Source organism: Arthrobacter sp. 05T444, assembly GCF_056395905.1.
On the sequence record NZ_JBFTKK010000008.1, the window covers coordinates 166121 to 188765 of the forward strand.

General features: G+C 64.9%; 21 protein-coding genes and 1 pseudogene. 6 read left to right on the forward strand and 16 right to left on the reverse strand.

The annotated features are described in order from the left end of the window. Positions 1–72: 72 nt before the first annotated feature. Positions 73–1206, reverse strand: coding sequence for a substrate-binding domain-containing protein (locus AC1DD3_RS10330; protein ID WP_476881570.1), 1134 nt, complete (start codon positions 1204–1206; stop codon positions 73–75). 239 nt (positions 1207–1445) lie between these two features. Between AC1DD3_RS10330 and AC1DD3_RS10335 the strand changes: the two genes are divergently transcribed. Beyond that, positions 1446–2663 carry an ROK family transcriptional regulator gene (locus tag AC1DD3_RS10335; protein WP_230117770.1) on the forward strand — a complete coding sequence of 406 codons (1218 nt, stop codon included), beginning with the start codon at positions 1446–1448 and terminating at the stop codon, positions 2661–2663. A gap of 161 nt (positions 2664–2824) precedes the next feature. Here AC1DD3_RS10335 and AC1DD3_RS10340 read toward each other — a convergent pair whose 3' ends face one another. The 3 genes from AC1DD3_RS10340 to AC1DD3_RS10350 all read right to left on the reverse strand — a co-directional run bounded on the left by AC1DD3_RS10340 (position 2825) and on the right by AC1DD3_RS10350 (position 4335). After that, on the reverse strand, positions 2825–3367 hold the full coding sequence (locus AC1DD3_RS10340) for a recombinase family protein (protein ID WP_476881571.1): 543 nt from the start codon (positions 3365–3367) through the stop codon (positions 2825–2827). A 351-nt stretch (positions 3368–3718) separates the two neighbouring features. Then, complete coding sequence (locus AC1DD3_RS10345) at positions 3719–3991, reverse strand: hypothetical protein (protein ID WP_476881572.1); 273 nt, start codon at positions 3989–3991, stop codon at positions 3719–3721. After that, positions 3988–4335: an oxidoreductase gene (locus AC1DD3_RS10350; RefSeq protein WP_476881573.1), complete on the reverse strand. Its 348-nt coding sequence runs from the start codon at positions 4333–4335 to the stop codon at positions 3988–3990. The genes AC1DD3_RS10345 and AC1DD3_RS10350 overlap by 4 nt, the downstream gene beginning before the upstream one ends. Before the next feature lie 186 nt (positions 4336–4521). Here AC1DD3_RS10350 and AC1DD3_RS10355 point away from each other — a divergent pair, with 186 nt between their 5' ends. Beyond that, positions 4522–5076: a TetR/AcrR family transcriptional regulator gene (locus AC1DD3_RS10355; protein WP_476875699.1), complete on the forward strand. Its 555-nt coding sequence runs from the start codon at positions 4522–4524 to the stop codon at positions 5074–5076. 372 nt (positions 5077–5448) lie between these two features. On the opposite strand, the gene AC1DD3_RS10360 is transcribed toward AC1DD3_RS10355, so the two are convergent. The 9 genes and pseudogenes from AC1DD3_RS10360 to AC1DD3_RS10400 form a co-directional block, all read right to left on the reverse strand. Beyond that, positions 5449–6573, reverse strand: a complete 1125-nt coding sequence (locus tag AC1DD3_RS10360) for an FUSC family protein (RefSeq protein WP_230117750.1) — start codon at positions 6571–6573, stop codon at positions 5449–5451. A 115-nt stretch (positions 6574–6688) separates the two neighbouring features. Next, positions 6689–8088 (reverse strand): annotated as a pseudogene (locus AC1DD3_RS10365) (MFS transporter). 67 nt (positions 8089–8155) lie between these two features. Next, entirely contained in the window at positions 8156–9661 is a 1506-nt protein-coding gene (locus AC1DD3_RS10370) for an NAD-dependent succinate-semialdehyde dehydrogenase (RefSeq protein WP_476881574.1), read from the reverse strand. 144 nt (positions 9662–9805) lie between these two features. Then, the gene (locus tag AC1DD3_RS10375) at positions 9806–10627 is read right to left on the reverse strand and encodes an HpcH/HpaI aldolase family protein (RefSeq protein WP_230117747.1); all 822 of its coding nucleotides are present in this window, start codon (positions 10625–10627) and stop codon (positions 9806–9808) included. Next, the gene (hpaH, locus tag AC1DD3_RS10380) at positions 10612–11397 is read right to left on the reverse strand and encodes a 2-oxo-hept-4-ene-1,7-dioate hydratase (protein WP_230117746.1); all 786 of its coding nucleotides are present in this window, start codon (positions 11395–11397) and stop codon (positions 10612–10614) included. Before hpaH ends, AC1DD3_RS10375 begins: the two co-directional genes overlap by 16 nt. Positions 11398–11485: 88 nt before the next feature. Beyond that, positions 11486–12580, reverse strand: a complete 1095-nt coding sequence (gene hpaD / locus AC1DD3_RS10385) for a 3,4-dihydroxyphenylacetate 2,3-dioxygenase (RefSeq protein WP_230117745.1) — start codon at positions 12578–12580, stop codon at positions 11486–11488. Positions 12581–12629: 49 nt separating this feature from the next. Next, on the reverse strand, positions 12630–14144 hold the full coding sequence (hpaE, locus tag AC1DD3_RS10390; RefSeq protein ID WP_476881575.1) for a 5-carboxymethyl-2-hydroxymuconate semialdehyde dehydrogenase: 1515 nt from the start codon (positions 14142–14144) through the stop codon (positions 12630–12632). An 11-nt stretch (positions 14145–14155) separates the two neighbouring features. Then, a complete protein-coding gene (locus tag AC1DD3_RS10395; protein WP_476881576.1) occupies positions 14156–14878 on the reverse strand; it encodes a GntR family transcriptional regulator in 723 nt (240 codons plus the stop codon). Next, complete coding sequence (locus tag AC1DD3_RS10400; RefSeq protein ID WP_476881577.1) at positions 14875–16359, reverse strand: fumarylacetoacetate hydrolase family protein; 1485 nt, start codon at positions 16357–16359, stop codon at positions 14875–14877. The genes AC1DD3_RS10395 and AC1DD3_RS10400 overlap by 4 nt, the downstream gene beginning before the upstream one ends. Positions 16360–16583: 224 nt before the next feature. Between AC1DD3_RS10400 and AC1DD3_RS10405 the strand changes: the two genes are divergently transcribed. Next, complete coding sequence (locus AC1DD3_RS10405; RefSeq protein ID WP_476881578.1) at positions 16584–18494, forward strand: FAD-binding monooxygenase; 1911 nt, start codon at positions 16584–16586, stop codon at positions 18492–18494. A gap of 117 nt (positions 18495–18611) precedes the next feature. Here the strand turns inward: AC1DD3_RS10405 and AC1DD3_RS10410 are convergent, their stop codons facing one another. Next, positions 18612–19094 (reverse strand): hypothetical protein, encoded by a 483-nt coding sequence (locus tag AC1DD3_RS10410; protein WP_230117740.1) that lies wholly within the window; start codon positions 19092–19094, stop codon positions 18612–18614. A gap of 435 nt (positions 19095–19529) precedes the next feature. On the opposite strand from AC1DD3_RS10410, the gene AC1DD3_RS10415 reads away from it, so the two are divergent. From AC1DD3_RS10415 to AC1DD3_RS10425, 3 genes are all read left to right on the forward strand, one after another. Then, positions 19530–19994 (forward strand): phosphatase PAP2 family protein, encoded by a 465-nt coding sequence (locus tag AC1DD3_RS10415; RefSeq protein ID WP_230117739.1) that lies wholly within the window; start codon positions 19530–19532, stop codon positions 19992–19994. 100 nt (positions 19995–20094) lie between these two features. Next, positions 20095–20466, forward strand: coding sequence for an ArsR/SmtB family transcription factor (locus tag AC1DD3_RS10420; RefSeq protein WP_230117738.1), 372 nt, complete (start codon positions 20095–20097; stop codon positions 20464–20466). Further along, positions 20441–20911, forward strand: coding sequence for an SRPBCC family protein (locus AC1DD3_RS10425; RefSeq protein WP_476881579.1), 471 nt, complete (start codon positions 20441–20443; stop codon positions 20909–20911). Before AC1DD3_RS10420 ends, AC1DD3_RS10425 begins: the two co-directional genes overlap by 26 nt. 102 nt (positions 20912–21013) lie before the next feature. On the opposite strand, the gene AC1DD3_RS10430 is transcribed toward AC1DD3_RS10425, so the two are convergent. Both AC1DD3_RS10430 and AC1DD3_RS10435 read right to left on the reverse strand, forming a co-directional pair. Beyond that, positions 21014–22099, reverse strand: a complete 1086-nt coding sequence (locus AC1DD3_RS10430; protein ID WP_476881580.1) for a glycoside hydrolase family 16 protein — start codon at positions 22097–22099, stop codon at positions 21014–21016. Positions 22100–22494: 395 nt separating this feature from the next. Then, positions 22495–22645 (reverse strand): aldehyde dehydrogenase family protein (locus AC1DD3_RS10435; protein ID WP_476881585.1); only part of this gene is annotated, 151 nt, incomplete at its 5' end.

Here is a 22645-nt window from a genome sequence, read left to right on the forward strand (position 1 = left end):
ATGGCCAACGGGGTCTAGCCTTTTCTGATTCCGGGCCCAGCGCTTTTCCGCCGGGCCCGGATCAGTGTCGGGTCACTTGCCCGTGACGCTCGATGGCGGTTCGGTGCCGTAATCGTCCTTCCAGCCCTGGGCCAGGTTGTCCTTGGTGATCCCCGTCGGAGTCGCAGCCACGAGCGCAGGCGCCTGCTTCTTGAGCACGCCGTAGGCGGAGGCGGTGGCCAGTCCCTTGCCAATAGAGATGGAGCTGTTGCCCACGAGGCCGGCCGCGTTGCCGTCGCGCGCCATGTCGGCTGCAAGGGTGGCGTCGAGGTCGTTGGTCACTACCTTGACATCGGATCGGCCGGCGTCGCGAAGGGCGGCGAGCACACCTTGGGCGGCAGTTGCCCACGGGACGTAGATGCCCTTCAGGTCCGGGTGGCGCGCTATCATCGCCGCGGCGATCTCCTGGGTCTTTGATTCGTCAGTGAAGCCCTCCTCGGCGACGATCTTCTCGTTGGGGTAGAGGTAGGACGTCCAAGCCTTGAAGGCCTTGTCGCGCTGGTTGGTGAACCAGAAGTCGGCATCGTGGTACATGTAGCCGATGTCGCCTTGGCCGCCGAGTGCGTCTCCGAGGATTGTGGCGTTCAGCTTGCCGGCTTCAGTAAGCGATTCCGTCACGATGGACACGAACTGCTGCCCTGCCTTGTAGTGCGCGGGGGGTGTGGTCATGATGACGAGCTTGATCCCCTTCTCGACTGCCGGCTTGAATGTCGCTTCCGCCGAAACCGGGTCCACTGCGATGGTGACGATGATGTCAGGGTTCAGAGCCAGCACTGTCTGAAGGTTGTTGGCCTGGGTGGCAGCGTCGAAGCCGGCCTGCGTGCTCGCAACGACTTTGATCCCCAGGTCCTTGAACTGTTCACGGGCGCCCTTTTCAACTGCGGAAACAAACTCCGAGGACGTGTGCCAAACGAACGCGGCCGTGTAATTGCCGCTCTTGACTTTGGCCTTTTCGTCAGCGGTCAGCACGAGGTCAGCGAGCTTGCCTGGCTTTTCGCCGTTGGGGCCAACGAATGCGAGGCTCGGCTCAGTTGCCTGTGTGGCCGGAGCTCCTGTCCCGGGTGCTGCCCCGGGGCTGGAGCAGCCGGTTAGTGAAAGTGCCAGCGCCATTGCGCCGGCGACGAGCCACCGCATCTGGCGCCGTCCTGTGAGTGCGAGTGTTTCCATCGGGTCCTTGACCTTCCTTGAGCTGCTTGTCAGGGGACGATGCCATGGCACCCAGTCGCTGGAGTCCGGACTTCTGGACGGAGTCGCCCTTGACGTGTTCATCCATTTTGATTTCAGAGTGCAATCAAAGTCAAGAGCTGCGATGGGAAAATATTTGGAAAATGTGCTTGGGGTGGTGGAAAAGTAGTGATCTCGGGTATCTTTTACTTCATGCTGATTCCAAAACTACGAGGATCTCGATGGTTCAAAGCACGAGGATGATGAATCGTGGCACCGTGCTGGCCGAGGTCTTCCGGCTGGCCCCAGCGAGCAGAAAACAGATCGCTGAAGCCACCGGCATTTCCACGGCAACTGTCACGCGGGCCGTTGACTCGCTGATTGACGAAGGACTTCTGCTCGAAGGCTCGGAAATCGTGTCCGAAAACAGGGGCCGCCGAGCCGTGCTTCTGGACGTCGTCGCGGGCCGGTCGTACGTCGTCGGCATAGACCTAGGTGCCTCGAACACCCGCATTATTGTTGCCGATCTTCTGGCCAACCCGATCCTGGCGCTTGACGTGGCCACCCCCTCGGCCCTGAACGCCCCGGATCTCGCTGAATGGTTGGCGGCGGAGGTGCGCTCGGCCGCTGGTAGTAACTGGCGGCTCGTAGGCGCCGTCTGCCTAGGTCTCCCAGGAGCGGTCGGCCGCATCGACAGATCTATCTCCAACGCCCACCACCTGACGCAGGTGGAAGACCCCCGCTTTCTGCAAAGGTTTGAGGCAGCGGTCCAGAAGGTCGTCATGATAGACAATGACGCAAACCTGGCCCTCCTCGGCGAGCAAAGATTCGGGGCCGCACGGACATCGCCGACCGCTGCGATGCTGACCCTCGGAACAGGGCTCGGTGCAGGGATCGCCATCGATGGGAAGGTCCTCCAGGGAGATAGGGGCCTTGTAGGAGAATTTGGCCAACTCCCAGTGGGTCCGCTTGGTACAAAACTCGAACACATGCTTACGGGTCCGGGAATACTGCGGAGGGCTGCTGAAGCAGGTGTTGCGCTGCTGAGTCCCGCGGAACTTTTCGTTGAGAAGGACAAGGGCGGGATTGAAACCCTGCGTGCACACTTCGATCATGCTCTTCTGATTGCACTGACGGCCATCACGGTCTCTTGCGAGCCGAACATCATTGTGCTCGGGGGAGGCATCGCCAAATCACTGACGTCGAGCCTTGGCCGATATGAGAGCGCCCTTGAACACAACCTGCGGATGTCCCCGAGGCTGCTGCCCGCAGCCCTTGGTGACTTTTCCGGCGCTGTGGGGGCCGTGGTAGCGGGCCTTCATGCTGTCTACGCGGACCTCGGAATGCAGCAGGAGTCACTGGCAGACCTGCCTGTCTCGCAAACGCTGACGCCGGAAACTATTAGGCGGGTCCAAGGCGGCCATTCCGCCTCCAACCCGTTCCAAATTCTGAATCAATGATTCATTAGATTTACGTTTTGCCCAAAGCCGGCATCACGCAGGGGGAGCGGGGATTACATGACGGAAGATCTTGTGGGCAACGGCTTTAGCAGTGCTCAATGACGCCGATATCGGGCCTTCCGTCAGGCTACGGCCGCGTCGGCGATGGCCCGGGGAGTGGTTCACTCCAGCTTGGCGCGGCGCAGGTACTGGTACACCGTCTCCCGGCTGATCCCGTAATCACGGGCAAGGACGGCTTTCGGAACACCGTTGCCGGAGCGTTGAACGAGCTCGGCCGTCCGTTCCGGCGTGAGAGTCTTCTTCCGTCCTTTGTAGACGCCCCGCTGCTGTGCCAGGGCGATGCCCTCCCTTTGGCGTTCCCTGATCAGGGTGCGTTCGAATTCAGCGAACGCACTCATGACAGAGAGCATGAGGTTCGCCATGGGGGAGTCCTCGCCGGTGAAGACCAGTCTCTCTTTGACGAACTCCACGCGCACGCCCTTACGGGTGAGGCCCTGGACGAGGGCACGCAGGTCATCGAGGTTGCGGGCGAGCCGGTCCATGCTGTGCACAACCACGGTGTCCCCGTCGCGCGCGAACCGTAGCAGTTCCGTCAGTTGCGGCCTGCCTGTGTCCCTTCCGGAGGACCTATCCGTAAAGACCCGGTCCAGAACCTGGTCTTCGAGCTGGCGCTTCTCGTTCTGATCCAGCGTGCTTACGCGCACGTACCCGATTCGCTGTCCAGCTACCGGTGCCTCCAACCCTCCTGTCAGGTTGAGTTCTAGGTCCGTCCAAGAACAAAGTCAAGATATTCCAGCCTGGTCCCGTCAGGCTGGGGTGTACTCCAATCTGACGTTCATTCCGCGTAAAGGCCGCCACAACCGTCGTCGGTCAGGCAGCAAGCGCATTTTTCCTTCGCCAGCTGACCCCTTCCGAGTGCCAACTTGACGTAATTCCCTCGATCGGCTGGTCGGCAAGCGCCTTCGTCTCGGGGGTGTCAGGGCACGTTGGAACATCCCTGCGCGCATTGATTCGAACCACGCATGCTATGACCTCTTATGTCCGGGTGTCTCCCGTTAGAGCGCGCGGCGGTACTGGTTGGGCCAGTCCTTTTGCCGGCCCTCGACAACCTGAAGCGTAAAGTACGGATCGCGCAGGAGGGCACGCCCGACCAATACGGCATCCACGGATGATGTCTCACCGACGGTCCTCAGCAGTTCTGGATCGGATAGCTGACCCACCGGGGCCACGGCGACGCCGGCCTCTTTCCTCAGGGCATCGGCGAACTCCAGGTTCAGGCCCTTTTTGTTAGGTGGGGGTGCATCAATGGCCAGTGCCCCCGATGTCACGTCCAGCAGGTCGACGCCGAGGCCTGCCAGGCGGCCAGCGAAGACGCCGGCCTCTTCAATGGTGATGCCGCCTTCAATCCAGTCTGTCGCGGTAATGCGGACATCGGCTTGTTTTGGGGGAAGGCTTCTCGGACGGCTTTACAAACCTGCAGGGGCAGCCGCATGCGGTTTTCAAGGGAACCGCCATATTCGTCTTGGCGATGGTTCGAAATAGGCGAAAGGAATTGGTGGAGAAGGTATCCGTGTGCTGCGTGGACCTCGACGATGTCGTATCCCGCTTCATGGGCGTTTGCAGCCGCCTGGACAAATGCTTGGAGAACCTTATCGATGTCGCCGACAGTCATCGGTGTCGGAACGGTCAGCTGCCCGAACGGCTGGGCTGACGGGGCCATCGGAATCCAGCCCCCGTCGTCGAACTGATGCAGTCGGGACGCCCTAGACAGAACGGTCTGTCTCGGCCCAAGGGGATTGTGTATTATCCATGTGTGCAGACCCCCGAGAGCAGAGCTGAACAGTCAAGGCGCCCTGCAATGGACAGGCCTCGGGAGAAGATCGTTGCCGCCGCCTACGAACTGTTCGCCCGTCGCGGGATCCGCGATGTCGGAGTCGACGAACTGATCCGTGCGTCAGGCGTGGCCAAGGCAACCTTCTACAGGCACTTCCGCTCCAAGGACGATGTCGTCCTTGCCTTCCTCGAGCAGTGGTACTTGGAACGCACGGCCGCGATCCAGAACGCAATCGCCCGGCGCGGGACCAGCGACGAGGCAGCCATGCTGACGATCTTCGATGTCTTCGACGACTGGTTCCGCCAAGGCGCGGCCCAGGTTAGCTCCTTCCTGCACGTGATGATGGAAATGGGCCCCGACCACCCCCTCGGGAAAGCGAGCATCCGGTACATGGACCAGACGCGGCAACAGATTGCGGAACTCGCAGAATCCGCTGGCCTTAACGACCCGCACGATTTCGCCTGGTCCATTCACATCCTGATCAAGGGAGCCATCGTCGCCGCGGCCGAGGGCGACTCCCGCGCCGCTGGCCGCGCCAGGGCCATGGCCGAGCTGCTCATGGACCACCACCGGTCCTAAGCCCTCGCTGCGCTCTCCCGGCGGACCTCGTCACCGGAGGGAAGCGGCCGAAATGTCTCGTAACCGCACCTGTCTCACAAAATATTTGCCAATGAACTGGTCTATCGCTTGGCTTGGCGTGGAATCTAGCGCTTTCCGAAGCGAGGAAAAACACCTCCACCCAAACTGCTGAGCTGATGACGCCAGCCCGTTAGTGGGGCCGGCAAAATGGCCGCATGCGAAAATGACCGCATGACCCACGAACCGCAGCGCCCGGGCGTCCAGCCCGTGGTTGCAACTGCCGATCCCTTGGACACTGTTCGGCACTGATCCAACGTCATGCGCTGCGCGTCAGGCGTCCTCGGATACACGGCGAACTCAGCCAGCGGCCCCCTACAGCGGCGGCAGGATGTCGCGGGCCTCGCGCGGGTCGATGCCTGTGGCCTCGAGCAGGTCCACCATCAGCGGCCGGAACAGCATCACCACGGTTTCACCCTCGAGCCGCTGCACTTTGAGCATCCTTGGGTGCAGCCGCCCGGCGATGTCGCTCAGGTCGACGCGGGCCGTGCGCAGATGGGTGCGGCGGACGCCGTCGTGGACCTCCGCCAGCCCCAGCGAGAGCTCATCGATGGCCGCCGCCGTCTCCTGCAGGACCTCGGCAATATTCTCGACGGCTTCGTCGGAGAGCGCCGCGTGGTTGATCGCGCTGGTCAGCCGGCGCGCGAAGACCCGGCTGTTGCGCAGCGCGAGGTCAATGAAATCCAGTGACTGTTCCAGCCGGTCCAGCTCGTCCCGGTGCCTGCGGTAGGCCGGCGCCAGGGTAGCCACCTCGCCGGACGCCCGCAGCGACTGCCTCATCGCATCCACCAGCGGCTGGCAGTTGCGGCCGCGCACCAGCGCATGCCACGCCTCGGTGGAATCGCTGTGGAGCAGGGCCGACGCGCACTCGCGCAGCACCTCCGCGAGTTCGTGCAGGAGCTTCTGGACGTCCTTCCGGGGCTCACGGCGCGGGTCCTTGGGCACCAGAATGGTGACCAGCAGCGCAAAAACACCGCCCACCACGGCGTCGATGCTCCGCGTAAACGGCCCGCCGGCCGGCGCCGGCAGCAGCACCACGAGCAGGGACTGCAGCCCGAGCTGGGTGGTGAAGATGGTGCCGCTGTCCAGGAATCGGGCCAGCAGGATGGAGAAAAGAAGGACGACGGCGGCCTGCCAGATTCCGGCGCCCAGCCAGTGAAGCAGCAGGTCGCCGACGACGATGCCCAGGGTACAGCCCAGGCCAACCTCCACCACCCGGCGGAGGCGCGGATCCCGGGAGAACCCGAGGGCAATCAGCGACGACGTGGCCGCGAACAGGGGACCGGTGTGCCCCAGGATGTACTCGGCGAACGCATAGGCACCCACGGCGCAGACCGTCATCTGGATGGCAGGGACCAGCGAGTTGCGGCTCCGGACCACCCCCGTGCGGATCCTTCCTCGCAGGAACCGTCTGCTTGCGGAGAGTCCTGTCTGGGCCATGGCTTCAGTCTATTGCCGGAGCCGACCCCGACATTGCCGCGGCAGGCCGGGTAGCCCTACTGCCGGTATTGAGCCTGTCGAGGACCGGGGGGGTCGACAGGCTCAATTCCGGGGATCAGACCTTGTTCGTGACGGGGCTGCGCCGGTCGAAGACGGTGGCGCCGACTTCCTGCTCGGCCTGGTTATCGATGCCCAGGTCGATGCCCTTCCGTTCGCGGATCATCAGCACCGCGCCCGTTGAGATCAGCGCGACAACGAGCAGGTACGCAGACACCGACATGGTGGTCCCCGTCGCCTGGACCAGTGCGGTGGCGATCGCCGGAGCAAAGGCACCGCCGATAATCGCGCCCAGAGCATAGGAGATGGCCACTCCGGAGAAACGGATGGATGCCGGAAAGAGTTCACTGTAGAGGGCGGCCTGCGGTCCGTAGGTGAGGCCGAGTCCGACGCTGAACAAGGCCAGGCCCAGGAACATGGCCCAGATGTTGCCGCTATTGATGAGCCAAAACAGCGGGAAGAACGTGACCATCAGGCAGCCATAGCCGATGAGGTAGGTCTTCTTGCGGCCGATGCTGTCGGCGAGGAAGCCGGCGATGAGCGTAAAGACGAACCACAGGGCGGCCGCGGCCGTGACGGCGAGGAGCACCTGGGTGCGGTCCATGGCCAGTCCCTTCGGGCGGTGGCGTAGCTGAGGATATAGCCGCCGGTGGTCATATACCCGGCGGCGTTGTTGCCTGCAAAGACCAGCGCCGCAAGGAGGACCAGCAGCCAGTGCTTTTTGAACAGCTCCACGATCGGAACGCGCGTCTGCTGCCTCCGAGTGGCGATTTCCGCAAAGACAGGGCTCTCGTCTACGCTCCGACGCACAATGAAGCCCACGATGATCAGCACGAAGCTGAGCAGGAACGGGACACGCCAGCCCCACTCGACGAAAGCCGCACCGGGCGAGACCACGCCGGACATCAGGGCCAGGACGCCGGCCGCAAGCAGCATGCCTAAGGGGACGCCGAGTTGCGGGAACGAACCGAACAGTCCGCGCTTGGAACTGGGCGCGTGTTCCACGGCCATGAGGACCGCACCGCCCCATTCCCCGCCCGCAGAGATGCCTTGCAGGATGCGCAGAAGCAGCAGCAGGACGGGTGCAGTCAGGCCGGCGGTCTCGTAGGTGGGCAGCACGCCGATCAGGGTGGTGGCGGCTCCCATGAGGATCAGGGTGAGGACCAGCATGGCCCGGCGACCCAGTCGGTCTCCGAAGTGTCCGGCCAGGAATGCGCCCAAGGGCCGGAACAGGAAGCTCAGACCCACTGACGCGAAGGAAACCAACAGGGCTATGTCGTTGCCGGCGGGTTCGAAGAAAAGCTTGGCGAAAACCAGGCCGGCAGCGTTCGCGTAGATGAAGAAGTCGTACCACTCGACGGTGGTCCCGACGATGGTGGCAAACGCTACGCGACGGTTTTCCCGTCCCGAATTTCGTTGCGGTGCCGAATTGCGTTGTTGATGCGACAGGGCGCTCATTGTGTCTCTTTCCTGCGGGCACGTCGGTGTGTCCCGCTAGCGGTGGCTTTTGACGAAGTCCAGAAAGTCAGGAAGCGTACGGGTCGGCGATGCCGATGTACTGCGTGGTGGTGTATTCGGCGATGCCTTCGGAGCCGCCTTCACGCCCGAGCCCGGAGTGCTTGACGCCGCCGAACGGAGCGGCGGCGTTGGAGATGACGCCGGCGTTGAAGCCAACCATGCCGAACTCGATCTGTTCGGCCACACGGAGCAGCCGGTTGAAGTCCCGGCTGTAGACGTAGGACGCCAGACCGTATTCGGTGGCGTTGGCGAGCCGGATGGCGTCCAATCCGGTGGTGAAGGTGGTGACGGGAGCCACCGGCCCGAAGATCTCCTGGCGCAGGATCTCGGCGTCATTCGGCACGTTGGCCAGGACGGTGGGCTGGTAAAAGTAGCCAGCGCCCGCTACCGGTGCGCCGCCGGTAACCGCTGTGGCGCCGGCCTCGACGGCGGCACTCACCAGTGCGTGCACGTCGTCACGGGCGCCGGCGTCGATCAGCGGGCCGACCTTGGTGTCCGGTTCCGTCCCGCGGCCGGTGACCAGGGCTCCCATGGCAGCGGCGAATTTTTGTGTGAACTCGGCCGCCACGGATTCCTGGACCAGAAAGCGGTTGGCTGCGGTGCAGGCTTCGCCCATGTTCCGCATCTTGGCGGCCATGGCTCCGTCCACAGCCTTGTCCAGGTCGGCGTCCTCGAACACGATGAACGGGGCGTTGCCGCCGAGTTCCATGGAGGTGCGCAGGACATTCTGTGCGGCGTCGGCCATGAGGCGCTTGCCGACCGGGGTGGAGCCGGTAAAGGAGACCTTCCGCAGCCGGGAATCCTTCAGCAGCGGCCCTGAGATCCCCGAAGCGCTGGAGGAGGAGACGACGTTCAGGACGCCGGCGGGCAGGCCGGCGTCGAGCATGGTCTGGGCAAACAGCTGTGCGGTCAGCGGGGTGAGCTTGGCTGGCTTGAGGACCATGGTGCAGCCGGCTGCGACGGCCGGGGCGACCTTGCGGGTGGCCATGGCGAGCGGGAAGTTCCACGGAGTGATGAGCAGGCAGGGGCCCACGGGCTTGTGCTGGACCAGGATCTTGTTCTTGCCCTCCGGTGTGGTGAGGTAGCGGCCGTAATCACGGACTGTCTCCTCCGAGAACCAGCGCAGGAATTCGGCGCCGTAGGTAACTTCGCCGCGGGCTTCGGCCAACGGTTTGCCCATTTCCAGGGTCATCAGCAGGGCGAAGTCCTCGGCCCGTGCGGTCACGAGGTCGAAGGCGCGGCGCAGGATTTCGGCACGTTCACGCGGCGCCGTCCGGGCCCAGGAGGCCTGGGCCTTGTCTGCGGCGTCGAGAGCGGCCAGTGCGTCTGCGCTCGTGGCGGAGGCCAGGGTGGCGAGTACCTCCCCGGTGGCGGGGTCGTGCACGTCGAACGTGCCGCCGTCGGACGCCTGCCGCCACTGCCCGCCAATCAGCAGGCCGGTGGGGACGGAGGCGAGAAGATCAGTCTCACGGGCGGGTGAGATGGCAGGGGAGAGTGCGGGCGAAGTGGACATGCGGGAGTCTCCTCAGAAAGTTTTGGTCGGGGTTTCGACAGGCTCAACCAGCGGAAGCGGTTTCGACAGGCTCAACCAGCGGAAGCGGTTTCGGCAGGTTCTACCAGGGGAAGCGGTTTCGACAGGTTCAACCAGCGGTTCGAGTCAGTAGCTGGTCGGGGTTTCAGCAGGCTCAGTTACCGCGTCCCGCGTGATGTACTCGGCGGCTAGTGCTTCGGAGCCGCGGGCCAGGATTGCCACGTCGGCGCCCACCAGAACAAACGCGGCGCCGGCCGCCAGGTAGCTGCGGGCGGTGTCCGGGCTGAAGGCGTTCACGCCGGCGGGTTTGCCCGCCGTGTTGGCGGCGGCGATGCAGTGTTCGACGGCGGCGCGCACCTTTGGGTGTTCCTGCTGTCCCAGCAGGCCCATCGAGGCGGCGAGGTCTGACGGTCCCAGGAAGATGGCGTCCACACCGTCCACCGCCAGGATGTCCTCCACCGCGGCAACGGCGGATTCGGATTCGATCTGCACGGTCACGCTCACCGTTTCGGAGGCGCGGGCCAGGTAGTCCGGAATGCGGTTCCACCGGGCGGCGCGGGCCAGCGCGGAGCCGACCCCGCGGACGCCGTGCGGCGGGTAACGGGTGGCGGCGACGGCAGCTTCGGCCTCGGCCCCTGAGTTCACCATGGGGACCAGCAGGTTCTGGACGCCGAGGTCCAGATACTGCTTGATCACCACGGTGTCGTTGACCGGGGGACGGACCAGGGTCTGGACGGGGTAGCCGTGCACTGCCTGGAGCTGGGCCAGGATTGATTCCAGGCCGTTGGGGCTGTGTTCGGCGTCGATCAGGAGCCAGTCCAGGCCTGCCCCGGCGCAGATCTCGGCCACGAGCGGGCTGCCGGAACAGACCCACATGCCGGCGAGCGGCCTGTCCGCGGCTGCCAAGGCGTCTCGGAATGTTGCATCGGGTTCTACTCGAATCGGCACGTGATGCTCCCGAGGGGTCCGTAATCGGCGTGGACGGTGTCACCCTTGAAGACCCACAGCGGTCGGGTGAAAGAGCCGGCGAGGATGATGTCCCCGGCCTTCATGCCGTCGCCGTGGGCGGCAATCTTGTTGGCGAGCCAGTGCACGCCCGCGGCGGGATGGTCCAGGACGCCGGCGGCCACGCCGGTCTCTTCCACCGTCTGGTTCTTGTAGAGGATCGCGGATACCCAGCGGAGGTCGACGGCGTCCGGGCGGACGGGATTGCCGCCCACCACCATGGCGCCCATGGCCGCGTTGTCCGCGATGGTGTCCACGATGGTCCGGCCCTCCATCTCGATCCGGGAGTCCAGGATTTCGAGCGCCGGGACCACGTAGTCGGTGGCGTTGAGGACGTCGAAGATGGTGCAGCCGGGGCCGGAGAGGTCCTGCTTGAGCACGAACGCGAGCTCCACCTCGACCCGCGGGTGTGTGTACCTGTCCCACTGAACGGAGCAGCCGGTTTCGAGGACCATGTCGTCGAAAATCGCGCCGTAATCGGGTTCGGTGATGCCCGTGGCCGCCTGCATCGCCTTGGACGTGAGGCCGATCTTGCGGCCCACGAGCTTCCGGCCGGCTTCCTCGTTCCGCCGCCGCCACAGCTGCTGCACGGCGTAGGAATCCTCCACCGTCATGTCCGGGTAGCGGGCGGTCAGGCGCGGCACCGGCGTCCGGCTGCGGCCGGCCTCCACGAGTTCGTCGGCGATCGCCTCGATTGTTTTCGGGTCAAGCATTCATGCGCTCCTCAATGGTGGGCAGATCAGTCCGTCGGACGGCTGCCGGCCCCGCACGCCATGGCGCGGGGCCGGCAGCGCTGTCTGGCTAGACCTGCGCCCCGAGTTTGAACCCCTCGGCGTCGGCTCCGTCTTTGCGCGTGTAGGAGAAACCGTCGGCGCCCACGGTGACGGCCATCTCCGAGGCGTCGGTGCGCTCGATGACGGGCTGAGGATTGCCGTCCAGGTCAAGGACCAGGGACGCCTCGGTGTACCAGGACGGGACGACGGGGTTGCCCCACCAGTCGCGGCGCTGGTTGTCGTGGACGTCCCAGGTCACCACGGGGTTGTCGGGGTCGCCGGTGTAGTAGTCCTGGGTGTAGATCTCGATGCGGTGGCCGTCCGGGTCCAGGATGTAGAGGTAGAACGCGTTGGAGACGCCGTGCCGGCCGGGGCCGCGCTCGATCCGGTCGCTGATGCGCAGGGCGCCCATCTTGTCGCAGATCTGGATGATGTTGTGCTTCTCATGCGTGGCGAATGCGACGTGGTGCATGCGCGGGCCGTTGCCGCCCGTCAGTGCGGTGTCGTGCACGGTCTGCTTGCGGTGCATCCACACGGCATAGGTGACGCCGTCTGAGTCCTGGATGTCCTCGGAGACGCGGAAGCCAAGATCCTCGAGGTATTTGCGGCCGCGCGGAACGTCGGGGGTGACCTGGTTGAAGTGGTCCAGCCGGACCAGTTCCCCGGCGGAGTAGAGGTCGTAGCGCTGGGTGAGGCGCTCCACGTGCTCGGTCTCGTAAAAGAACTCATAGGGGAAGCCCAGCGGGTCCTCCACGCGGACGGAGTCGCCGATGCCCTTGGTGAAGCCATCCTTGCGGCGTTCGGTGCGGCAGCCCAGTTCCTTGTAGTAGGCCTCGGCGGCGTCCACCTCGGCGGGGGACTTCACCCGGTAGGCAAAGGCGGCGACGGCGGCGATCGGCCCCTTGCGCAGGACCAGGTTGTGGTGGATGAACTCCTCGAGGGAGCGCAGGTAGATGGTGTTCTCGTCTTCCTCGGTGACGTGCAGGCCGAGGACGTCCACGTAGAACTCGCGGGACTTGGCGAGGTCGGTGACCACGATTTCCATGTAGGCGCAGCGGACGATGTCAGGCGCCGGTACGGAAGGCTTGGGGATGATGTTGTCCTGTGAAATTTGGCGGTTCATGGGATTCTCTCTTCTTTGAAAGGGGTCTGGTTGGGCGCCGACGAAAGACTTAGGCGCCGAATTTCGGGGTGTGGACGGTGCCGAGCGTGATGTGCACGGCCTGCTGGTCGGTGTAGAAGTCGATGGAGCGGTAGCCGCCCTCGTGGCCCAGCCCGGAGGCCTTGACGCCGCCGAACGGGGTGCGCAGGTCGCGGACGTTGTGGCTGTTCAGCCACACCATCCCGGCTTCCACGTTCTGGGAGAAGTTGTGGGCCCGGGTGAGGTTCTGGGTCCAGATGTAGGCCGCCAGGCCGTAACGGGTGTTGTTCGCCAAAGCCAGCGCTTCGTCGTCGTTCTCGAACGGCGTGATGGCGACGACGGGGCCGAAGATCTCCTCCTGGAAGATCCGGGCGTCCGGGGCGACGTCGGCGAACACGGTGGGGGCGATGTAGTTGCCCTCGGGCAGGTGCTCCGGGCGTCCGCCGCCGGCCAGGAGCCGGCCTTCTGACTTGCCGATCTCCACGTAGGAGGCCACTTTTTCGTAGTGCTCGGGATGGACCAGGGCACCGACCTGGGTCTTGGGATCGTGCGGATCGCCGACCACGATTTTCTTTGCGCGGGCCGCGTACTTTTCGCAGAACTCGTCGTAGATGGCGCGTTCGACGAGGATGCGGGAGCCGGCGGTGCAGCGCTCGCCGTTGAGCGAGAAGACACCGAACAGTGCGGAGTCGATCGCGGCGTCCAGGTCGGCGTCGGCGAACACGACGCACGGGGACTTGCCGCCGAGCTCCATGGACAGGCCCTTAAGGTTGGTTGCCGCATTGCGGAAGATCGTCTGCCCCGTGGTGGTCTCGCCGGTGAAGGAGATCAGCGGGACATCCGGGTGCTTGACCAGCGCGTCGCCTGCCTCCTCACCGAGGCCGTTGACCAGGTTGAAGACGCCGTCCGGCAGGCCCGCGTCCTTGAAAATCTGTGCCCAGAGCGAGGCCGAGAGCGGGGTGAACTCGGCCGGCTTGAGGACCACGGTGTTGCCGGTCGCCAGTGCAGGGGCGAGCTTCCAGGACTCCAGCATGAACGGCGTGTTCCACGGCGTGATGAGGCCGGCGACGCCGATCGGCTTGCGGTTCACGTAGTTGATCTGCGAGCCGGGGACCTTCATGGCGTCGTCGAACTGGGCCACGATCAGGTCGGCGAAGAAGCGGAAGTTCTCGGCTGCACGGAGGGCCTGGCCCTTCGCCTGGGTGATGGGCAGGCCGGTGTCGAAGGTTTCCAGTTCTGCGAGCCGTTCCTCCTGGGCCTCGACGGCGTCCGCGATCCGGTTCAGGACGCGGGCGCGCTCGCGGGGCTTCATTTTAGGCCACGGGCCGTTGGTGAAGGCTTCGCGGGCGGCGGCAACAGCGAGCTCGATGTCCTCTTTCTGGCCCGCGGCGGCGGTGGCGTAGTTGGTGTTGGAGACCGGGTCCAGGACGTCGAAGGTTTTGCCGCCCACGGAATCGACAAATTCGCCGTTGATGTAGTGCTGGATGTGGGTGGGAAGATCCTGCGGAACGTAGTGGGCCGTGGTTTCTGCGGCAGTGAACGTCATTGTTACTTTCCTTACTGCTGGGAGGTCTGGGGGGTCGGGTGGTCGGCTGCAGCGGCCTGCACTGCTGCCGGGGTTTGGGCCAGGTAAGCGTCCAGAGTGGCGCTGCGGTGCAAACGGGCTGCCTTTTCTATTTCGTCGGCACTGGCGCCGGTTTCGACGAGCCGGAGCAGGGCTTCGTGTTCGGCCACGGAGTCATGAGCGCGGCCGGGGACGAAGCGGAACGTGGAGGACCGCAGGGACGCGAGCCGGTTCCAGCCCCGGTGGACAAGGTCCAGGATGTGCGGGTTGGGGCAGTGCTCGAACAGGACGCTGTGGAAGTCCTGGTTCAGCCGGGTGAACCGGACGGGGTCGAAGTGTTCCAGGCATTCGCGCATCTCGGCGTTCACTGCCCGGGCACGGGCAATGTCAGCCTCCCCGATCAGCGGGGCGGACAATGCGGTGGCTGCGCCCTCCACGATGCTCAGGGTCTGCATCGTGTAGAGGTACTCGGTGGGGTCGATCCCGGACACGGTGGCGCCGACGTTCCGTTCGAACTTGACCAGCCCTTCGGCTTCGAGGCGGCGGATGGCTTCGCGGACCGGCACCACGCTGACGCCCAGGTCCTCGGCGATTTTGGCGAGAACCAGCCGGTAGCCGGGGGAGTAGGTCCCGTCCACGATCCGGGCCTTGACGGCCGCGTAGGCCTGTTCTGATTTGCTGCCTGTGCGCATGCCTGCAGTGGCTGTTTCAGTCATTTGGTGCCCGCTTCCCATTCCTCGTAGCGTGCCCGCCATTCGGCGTTGAGCGGGTAGAGGCCGTCCACGCTGTGGCCCTGCTGCACCATTTCGGCGATGAAGACTTCCTCGCGTTCCTGGGCGATCGAATCGTCCGCGAGCTCTACGGCCAGGGCCGGCGGGATGACCAGGATGCCATCAGAGTCAGCCACGATGATGTCTCCGGGCTGCACGGTGGTGCCGCCGCAGGCGATGGTGATGTCCGTGTCCCAGGGAATGTGCCGGCGGCCCAGGACGGCCGGGTGCGGGTTGGAATAGTAGGTGGGCATGTTCATGGCGGCCACCGCGGAGAAGTCACGGACCCCGCCGTCGGTGATGATGGCTGCGGCACCGCGGACCTGGGCGCGGAGGGCTAGGATGTCGCCGATGGTGCCGGTGCCCTTCTCGCCGCGGGCTTCCATGACGAGGATCTCGCCCTCGTTGACCGAATCGATCGCCTTCTTCTGCGCGTTGAAGCCGCCGCCGTGGGTCTTGAAGAGGTCCTCGCGGTTGGGCACGTAGCGCAGGGTCCGGGCGAGGCCCACGATCCGCCTTTCCGGCCGGGTGGAGCTGAGGCCGTCGATGCTGACGTTGTTCAGGCCCCGCTTGCGCAGCTGGGAGGACAGCGTGGCGGTGCAGACGCTCTCTAGCTTGGCCTTCAGCTCCGGCGTCAGTACCGACACCGTCGCCGCCCCGGTTGCCAGACCGGCGGCTTCCCGGGAGCCGTAGGCTTCCTCCCGCTGGAGATCATCCGTCTTGGGCCGTGCACCAAAATCGGCGAACGGCGTCGTACCTTCCTCCACCCGGGTGACCAGACGGCCGGTGGCGAGGCCGGCGCCGCCGGTTCCCGCCGTCGTCGTACTGACTTCAACCTCGACGACGTCGCCTGGCTTGGCAACGGAGGCGCCGGCCGGCGTGCCGGTAAGGATGATGTCGCCCTCTTCGAGCGTGAGCAGCTGCGAAAGATCAGCGACGAGCCGGGCGAAAGGGAACAACAGGTCTTCGGTGGTGTCGTCCTGGACCAGGTCGCCGTTGTGCCAGGTACGGATGCGCAAGCCGGCCGGGTCGACGGCGTCCGCGGCGATGAGTCCGGGGCCGACGGGAGTGAAGCCGTCGCCGCCCTTGGACCGGAGGTTGGAGCCCTTATCCGCATAACGGAGGTCGTAGACGCCGAGGTCGTTGCTCGCGGTGACCCATTCGACGTGGCTCCAGGCATCCTCCACTCCGATACGGCGGGCAGGCTTGCCGATAATCAGGGCGATCTCGCCTTCGTAGCCGAGGAGTTCGCAGCCGGCAGGGCGTTCCACCGTTGAGCCGCTGAGGGCCAGGGAGGAGGATGGCTTCAGGAAGTAAGACGGCTGTTCCGGAGTGCGGCCGCGCTGGGCTGCCCGGCTGGGGTAGTTGATGTGCACCGCGATGACCTTGCGGGCCGCGGCCAGGATGTGGTCGGTGACCTGTTCCAAGAGTTACTCCTCATCGAGTACGAAATCGTATACAATCACTATTGCCTAGGAGCCACCGAACGTCAACCCCTGATTTCTCGGGTGTTTTCAAGGGCACTTGTAACGCAGGTCATATCTGCGTACAGTTTTGAATCATCCAAAGATTTCTATTATAGAACGATTAGTTCTGATATCGAACACAATTGACTGCCCTAAACAGCCACACAACGAAGTGAGGAATCCCCGTGCATTTCCACCATCACGGTTACGTATCCGGTGACCCGCGATTCCAGCCGGCCGCCGGTGTCGGCATCAACCGGCCCACGGAGCTTCCCGACGAGGTCGACGTGCTGATCGTGGGCACCGGGCCCGCAGGCATGCTCACGGCCGCGCAGCTGTCCCAGTTCCCCGGCATCACCACCCGCATCGTGGAGCGCCGCGGCGGGAGGCTCGAGATCGGTCAGGCCGACGGCATCCAGGCCCGGAGCGTCGAAACCTTCCAGGCCTTCGGCTTTGCGGAGCGGATCATCGCCGAGGCCTACCGGATCACCGAAATGGCGTTCTGGAAGCCGGACCCCCAGAACCCCTCAAACATCGTCCGGGCCGCCCGCACGCTCGACGACCCGGCCGGGATCAGCGAATTCCCGCATCTCATCGTCAACCAGGCCCGTGTGCTGGACTACTTCGCCGATGTCATGGCGAAAGCCCCAACGCGCATGTCGCCGGACTACGGCTACGAGTTCCGCGGGCTGGAAGTCGGCGAGGGGGAGTACCCGGTCACAGTGACGCTTGCTCACACGTCCGGCCCCGACGAGGGCAAGGAGCGTGTGGTCCGGGCCAAGTATGTTGTGGGCGCGGATGGTGCGCGGAGCAAGGTGCGGGAGTCGATCGGCTGCACCATGGCAGGAGACCAGGCCAACCACGCCTGGGGGGTCATGGACGTGCTCGCCACCACGGACTTCCCCGATATCCGCCTCAAGTGCGCCATCCAGTCCCATGACGGCGGCAGCATCCTGCTGATCCCGCGCGAGGGCGGCCATCTCTTCCGCATGTACGTCGACCTCGGCGAGGTGGCCGCGGACGACCGTGGAGCCGTCCGCAAGACCACCATCGAGCAGATCATCGCCAAGGCCAACGCGATCGTCCATCCCTACACCGTCGACGTCCGCAATGTGGCGTGGCACAGCGTCTACGAGGTGGGCCACCGCCTTACCGACAGGTTCGACGACGTCCTCCCGGACCAGCGCGGCACCCGCACGCCGCGTGTGTTCATTACCGGTGATGCCTGCCACACGCACAGCGCCAAGGCCGGCCAGGGGATGAACGTCTCCATGCAGGATGGCTTCAACCTGGGATGGAAGCTCGGCCACGTCCTCGAGGGCCGCAGCCCGGAGAGCCTGCTGTCCACGTACTCGGCCGAGCGCCAGGTCGTCGCGAAGAACCTTATCGACTTCGACAAGGAGTGGTCCACACTCATGGCGAAGAAGCCGGAGGAATTCGACAACCCCTCCGAGCTCGAGGACTTCTATGTCAGCACCGCCGAATTCCCGGCAGGGTTCATGACCCAGTATTCCCCCTCAATGCTCATCGCCGAGTCCGCACACCAAGACCTGGCCACCGGCTTCACCATCGGGAAGCGCTTCAAGTCCGCGCCCGTCGTGCGTGTCTGCGACACAAACCCGCTGCAGCTCGGGCACCAAGCCACTGCCGACGGCCGGTGGCGCATCTACGTCTTTGCCGACCCGGCCGCGGCCGGCGCCGCGTCGCCCGTGGCCGACTTTGCCGAGTGGATCGCGAACTCACCTGACTCGCCGCTGTCCGCAACGCCGCCGGGAGCCGACCGTGACGCATGGTTCGACGTGAAGGTGATCTACCAGCAGGACCACACGAACATCGACATCGGCACCGTCCCGGCGGTGTTCAAGCCGGAGGTCGGTCCGTTCCAGCTCACCTATCTCGAGAAGGTCTACGCCACCGATCCGGCGGCGGATATCTTCGAACTGCGCGGCATCGACCGCGGCGGGGTCGTCGTGGTGGTGCGCCCGGACCAGTACGTAGCGAACGTCCTGCCCTTGACGGCGACGGCGGAACTCGCCGCTTTCTTCGCGCCCCTCCTGCGAGCAGGCAAGCGCGTCCCCGAATTCCTGGACCACTGAGTAAACCGGCTCCTTATCCACTTATGAACTGCAGGCTGCGCCCATTCGGGTGCAGCCTGCAGTGTCGGTGGCCGGAGCCGGCCGGGGACGCAGGGCGGGACATCCAGCGCCGGGCGTCTAACCTGCTGATGGCTCCGGGTCCAATGCCCGCAGCGCGGCCGCCGCGGTGATCCCGTAGGCCAGATGCGGGAAGATATCGCTTAGCCAGTCCGTACGGGACCACGTGCGGGGGTCGGTCACTCCGAGCGCGGTCATGGGGCCATTGCCGACGACGAGCGCCCCGGCCGTGGCGGCCAGACAAGTACCGAGAGGACCGGGCCGGTATCCGGCCCCGCGGACCAGCCCGAGAACGGCACCGACGCTGATTCCCGCCATGAGGCCCATCAATGGCCCCAATCCGGCTATGCGGTTCGTGCGTTCGTCCTCGGTGCCCGGGATCGGAATGCCAGTGACGTCCGCAAGCTTCTTCACGGTGGCTTCGGGAGTGCTGCTGGCGGCGCGGGCCCGCCAGACCATGTCCAGGTACGCGACGGTGTTCAGGGCGGTAGTGCCTGCGGCTCCCGCCAGAGCCCCGGCGGCAAGAGCTCCTTTGATGGTCATGATTGCGGCTCGTGGGCCGCGCTGTTGTCCCGGATCATGGATCCTCCCTCGCTGGTCACGGGGACGATGTCTTAGGGGCCGTCCCTGTCGTCATTTGTCATGGTGCTCCCCGAAGCGCTCGGGGGCAAGAGGCGACGGTTCGGCTGGCGCGTCCCGTCCGGCCGCAGCTACGGATTAATCCCGGGCAGGCAACAACCGCTTCGGCGTCAGCGCGCTGACCCCCCCATGTTAGTGGCCTCCGGCAACCTTTTCTTGAGGGCTGCCCAAACTTTTTCCAAGCCGGGGCTGTCATTGTGGCAGTGCCCCGGACGCTGCTGCCTGGCTCGGCGACCGCTTTGGGCCTGATTTGCTTCTTCGTCTGGGTGTCCGGGTCGGTGGACTCCCGCGCTGGATGTCCTGGTCACTGCCTACGCCTTCTTCGGTGACACGGTTGGGATGCCAGTTCTTGTCGTGACTGCCGCAGGGATACTGGCCATCAGGTGGAAGTCCTGGATCCCGGCAACCCACATAGTCACTGCATCGGCCGGTTCGCTGCTGATGACGATCGTCGGCAAGCGGCTCGTGGTCCGCATCCGCCCACCTCTGCTCGAGGCTGTACCGCCCTATGATTTCTCCGCCTCGTTTCCCAGCGGGCATGCGTTGAACTCGGTTGTCATCGCTGGCATGATCGCCTACTTGATCACGCTGCGCGTGGATAGGACGCGGAGCCGTGTGCTCGCCGCCTCCGTTGCGGTCCTGTTCGCCGTGACCATGGGCCTCAGCGGGGTCTACCTCGGCCACCACTGGCTCACTGATGTCCTGGCGGGTTGGGCGCTGGGTGGGGCTTGGCTCGTAATCGTCATTACTGCCTACCGTGTGTACAAACGAGGTGGCGGGCAGGCCATCGAGCAGGTTCAGTAGGCAAGGCGTCCTGCGGAACCCTTGACAGCGGGACCCACGGAGCACATATTTAACGTATTAGTTAATTAGCAAAAGCGTTAAGTATAAAAGGCGCCCTCTGATGTCATCCGACCGGCTCAGCCTCATCTTCTCGGCGCTCGCCGACTCCACTCGCAGGGCGATCCTGGCCCGGCTGGCGGAGGGCGAAGCCACCGTCAATCAGCTGGCCGAGCCCTTCGACATCAGCCTTCCGGCGATCTCCCGCCACCTTAAGGTGCTCGAAACCGCCGGTCTGATCACCCGGAGCCGGAATGCGCAATGGCGCTCCTCGAAGCTCGAGGCCGCACCGCTGCGCGAGGCCGCCGAATACATGGACAGGTACAGGCGCTTTTGGGACGACAGCTTCAGCCGTCTCGATGCGCATTTGCGAAAGATCCAACAAGATCCGAAGAATCAGGAGTCAGGCAATGAACACCCAAGAGAACACCACTGAGTCCCACACCCTCACCATGACCAGGGAGTTTGATGCTCCCCGCGAACTGGTCTTCAAAGCCTTCACTGATCCGGACCAGCTCGCCGCATGGTTCGGCCCGGAGGGAGTGGACTCGCCCCGGGAGCGGATCGTCGTCGAACCCCGTGTCGGCGGAGCCTGGCAGCTGGTCATGGCCTGGGACGAGGACGGCGTCGCCAAGGAGGGGCCCATCGACGCCGTGATCTCCGCCTACGACCCGCCGTCGCTGCTGGTGGCCACGCAGAGGGCAGAGCCCGACACCGGCACCACCCGCCAAGTCGAAATGCGACTTGAGTTCGAGGACCTCGGAGGAGGCCGGACCCGGCTGCACCTTACGCAGGGCCCGTTCGACAGTACCGAATGGGTGGACATGACGCGCGAGGGCTGGGGTACCTCGTTTACCAAGCTCGACAAGGTGCTGGCCTAGACCCTGCCACGGCAGGGGCGGCTCGCAGCCGGCCACAAAGAAAGGATGCCGGCACCCTCGCGGGCGCCGGCATCCTGCCTGGCTGATTTTGTCGGTGCTGGCCTACTTGTAGACGCGCACCCAGTCGACCTGCATCTGCGACGGTGACGTGGCGGAGCCGTCAGGGAACCAGTCGAGCTGAAGTGTCTGGTGCATGCCGACGGAGGGCTGGTGCGCCGGGTTCGTGTCGGTGAACGTCTTCACGCCGTCGATGTACCCGGTGATGCCGGCGGGGGTCCACTCCACCGCGTAGTTATGCCACTGCGTGCTATCCACCGGCTTCGCCATCGTGGTCTGGGCGCCGCCGCCGCAGGCATAGTGCAGGAAGAACTTCATCAGAGCGGTGTCCGAGGTGCTCTCGGCGTAATCGATCTCGGCGCAGTTCGGGGAAGCGTTGTTATTGGGCCAAAGGATAAGGACCGGATGGTATTCAGAGTCCCGGACGTTGGTCTTCATGCGCGTTTCCCAACGGCCGTACTTCTGCTGAGCGAACTTGGCTGACATGCCGCCCGTGGTTCCGGCGGAGTTGCCGCTCACGGTGGCCACACCGTTGCCGATCGACCAGGCCTGGGGGCTGCGGACGCCCTTGCCCGCGTGGCCTGAACCGTTGTAGACACCCCACTTCGTGCGGTCCGGAGCGCCGGCGTAGGAGAACTCATCGCCGGTAACAACCGGACCCCACCCGTGGGTGGTGGCAGCTTGGGTGCCGTTGCCCGCGGTGGCGACGGGTGCGGGGGCTGCCGGCGCCGGCTTGGCCGGTGCGACGGGTGCGGGAGCCGCAGGTGCCGGCTTTGACGGCGCGGGTGGAGCTGCCTTGACAGGGGCGGCTGCCTCCGCGGCCTTCGCCGCCACTGCCGTAGCGGGGGCAGCAGCAACGGGCGCTACCTGGCGCGCAGCAGTCTTGGCCACGGGCGCGGGGGCTGCTGCGGCGGGGACCTTCTCTGCCGCGCGCTTAGCGGTTGCCGCGGCGTGGGCGGTTTTTGCCTTGTTCGCGGCGGCGGACGCCGGCGCCTTGGCAGCAGCTGAGACTCCGGCCGTCGGGGCCGTCGCAGCCGCGGCGGAGACAGCCGGGGCCGCGGAACCGGGCGCTGATGCCTGGTGGGTCGTTGCAGCGCCGCATCCGGTCAGGGACACGGCACCAATGGTCATTGCAATGGCTAGTTTTCTATTGAACAAAAGACCCTCCGGGGCATAGACAGGCGCACACGTATGTAACCACAACGAGGTGATGACCGCGTGGGGGAAGCTCTTTTCGGCCCCCCTTGGCAGGGGGTCGTAGCGGCTGTATCGCCACTCGACGCTCCGGGCCCAGCATTCGGGCATCCGGGGCCCCTCTGGGGCCAGGTCCTCTGGACCAGTCGCCAACGTTACCGGTTCGTGACCATTGACTGCAAACCGAAACTGGTTGTTGTGACTCGGGGAGTAGCGTTAGCCGGCGTTCCCCGGGCGGGTCTGGTTCCCGGCTGAAAATGGTTCGCGAGGACGAAGAAGAGCCGCCGTCGCATGGAGCGACGTCGGCTCTTCTGCCGAGGGTAGGTGACCCGTTAGCCGTTGATGACTTGGGGGATGCCGAGGGCTTTGAGGCCTTCGACGCCGAATTCCAGGCCGTACCCGGATTGTTTGGCGCCGCCGAAGGGGACGCGGGGGTCAACGGCGCCGTGCTTGTTGATCCACACGGTGCCGGCCTCGATGCGG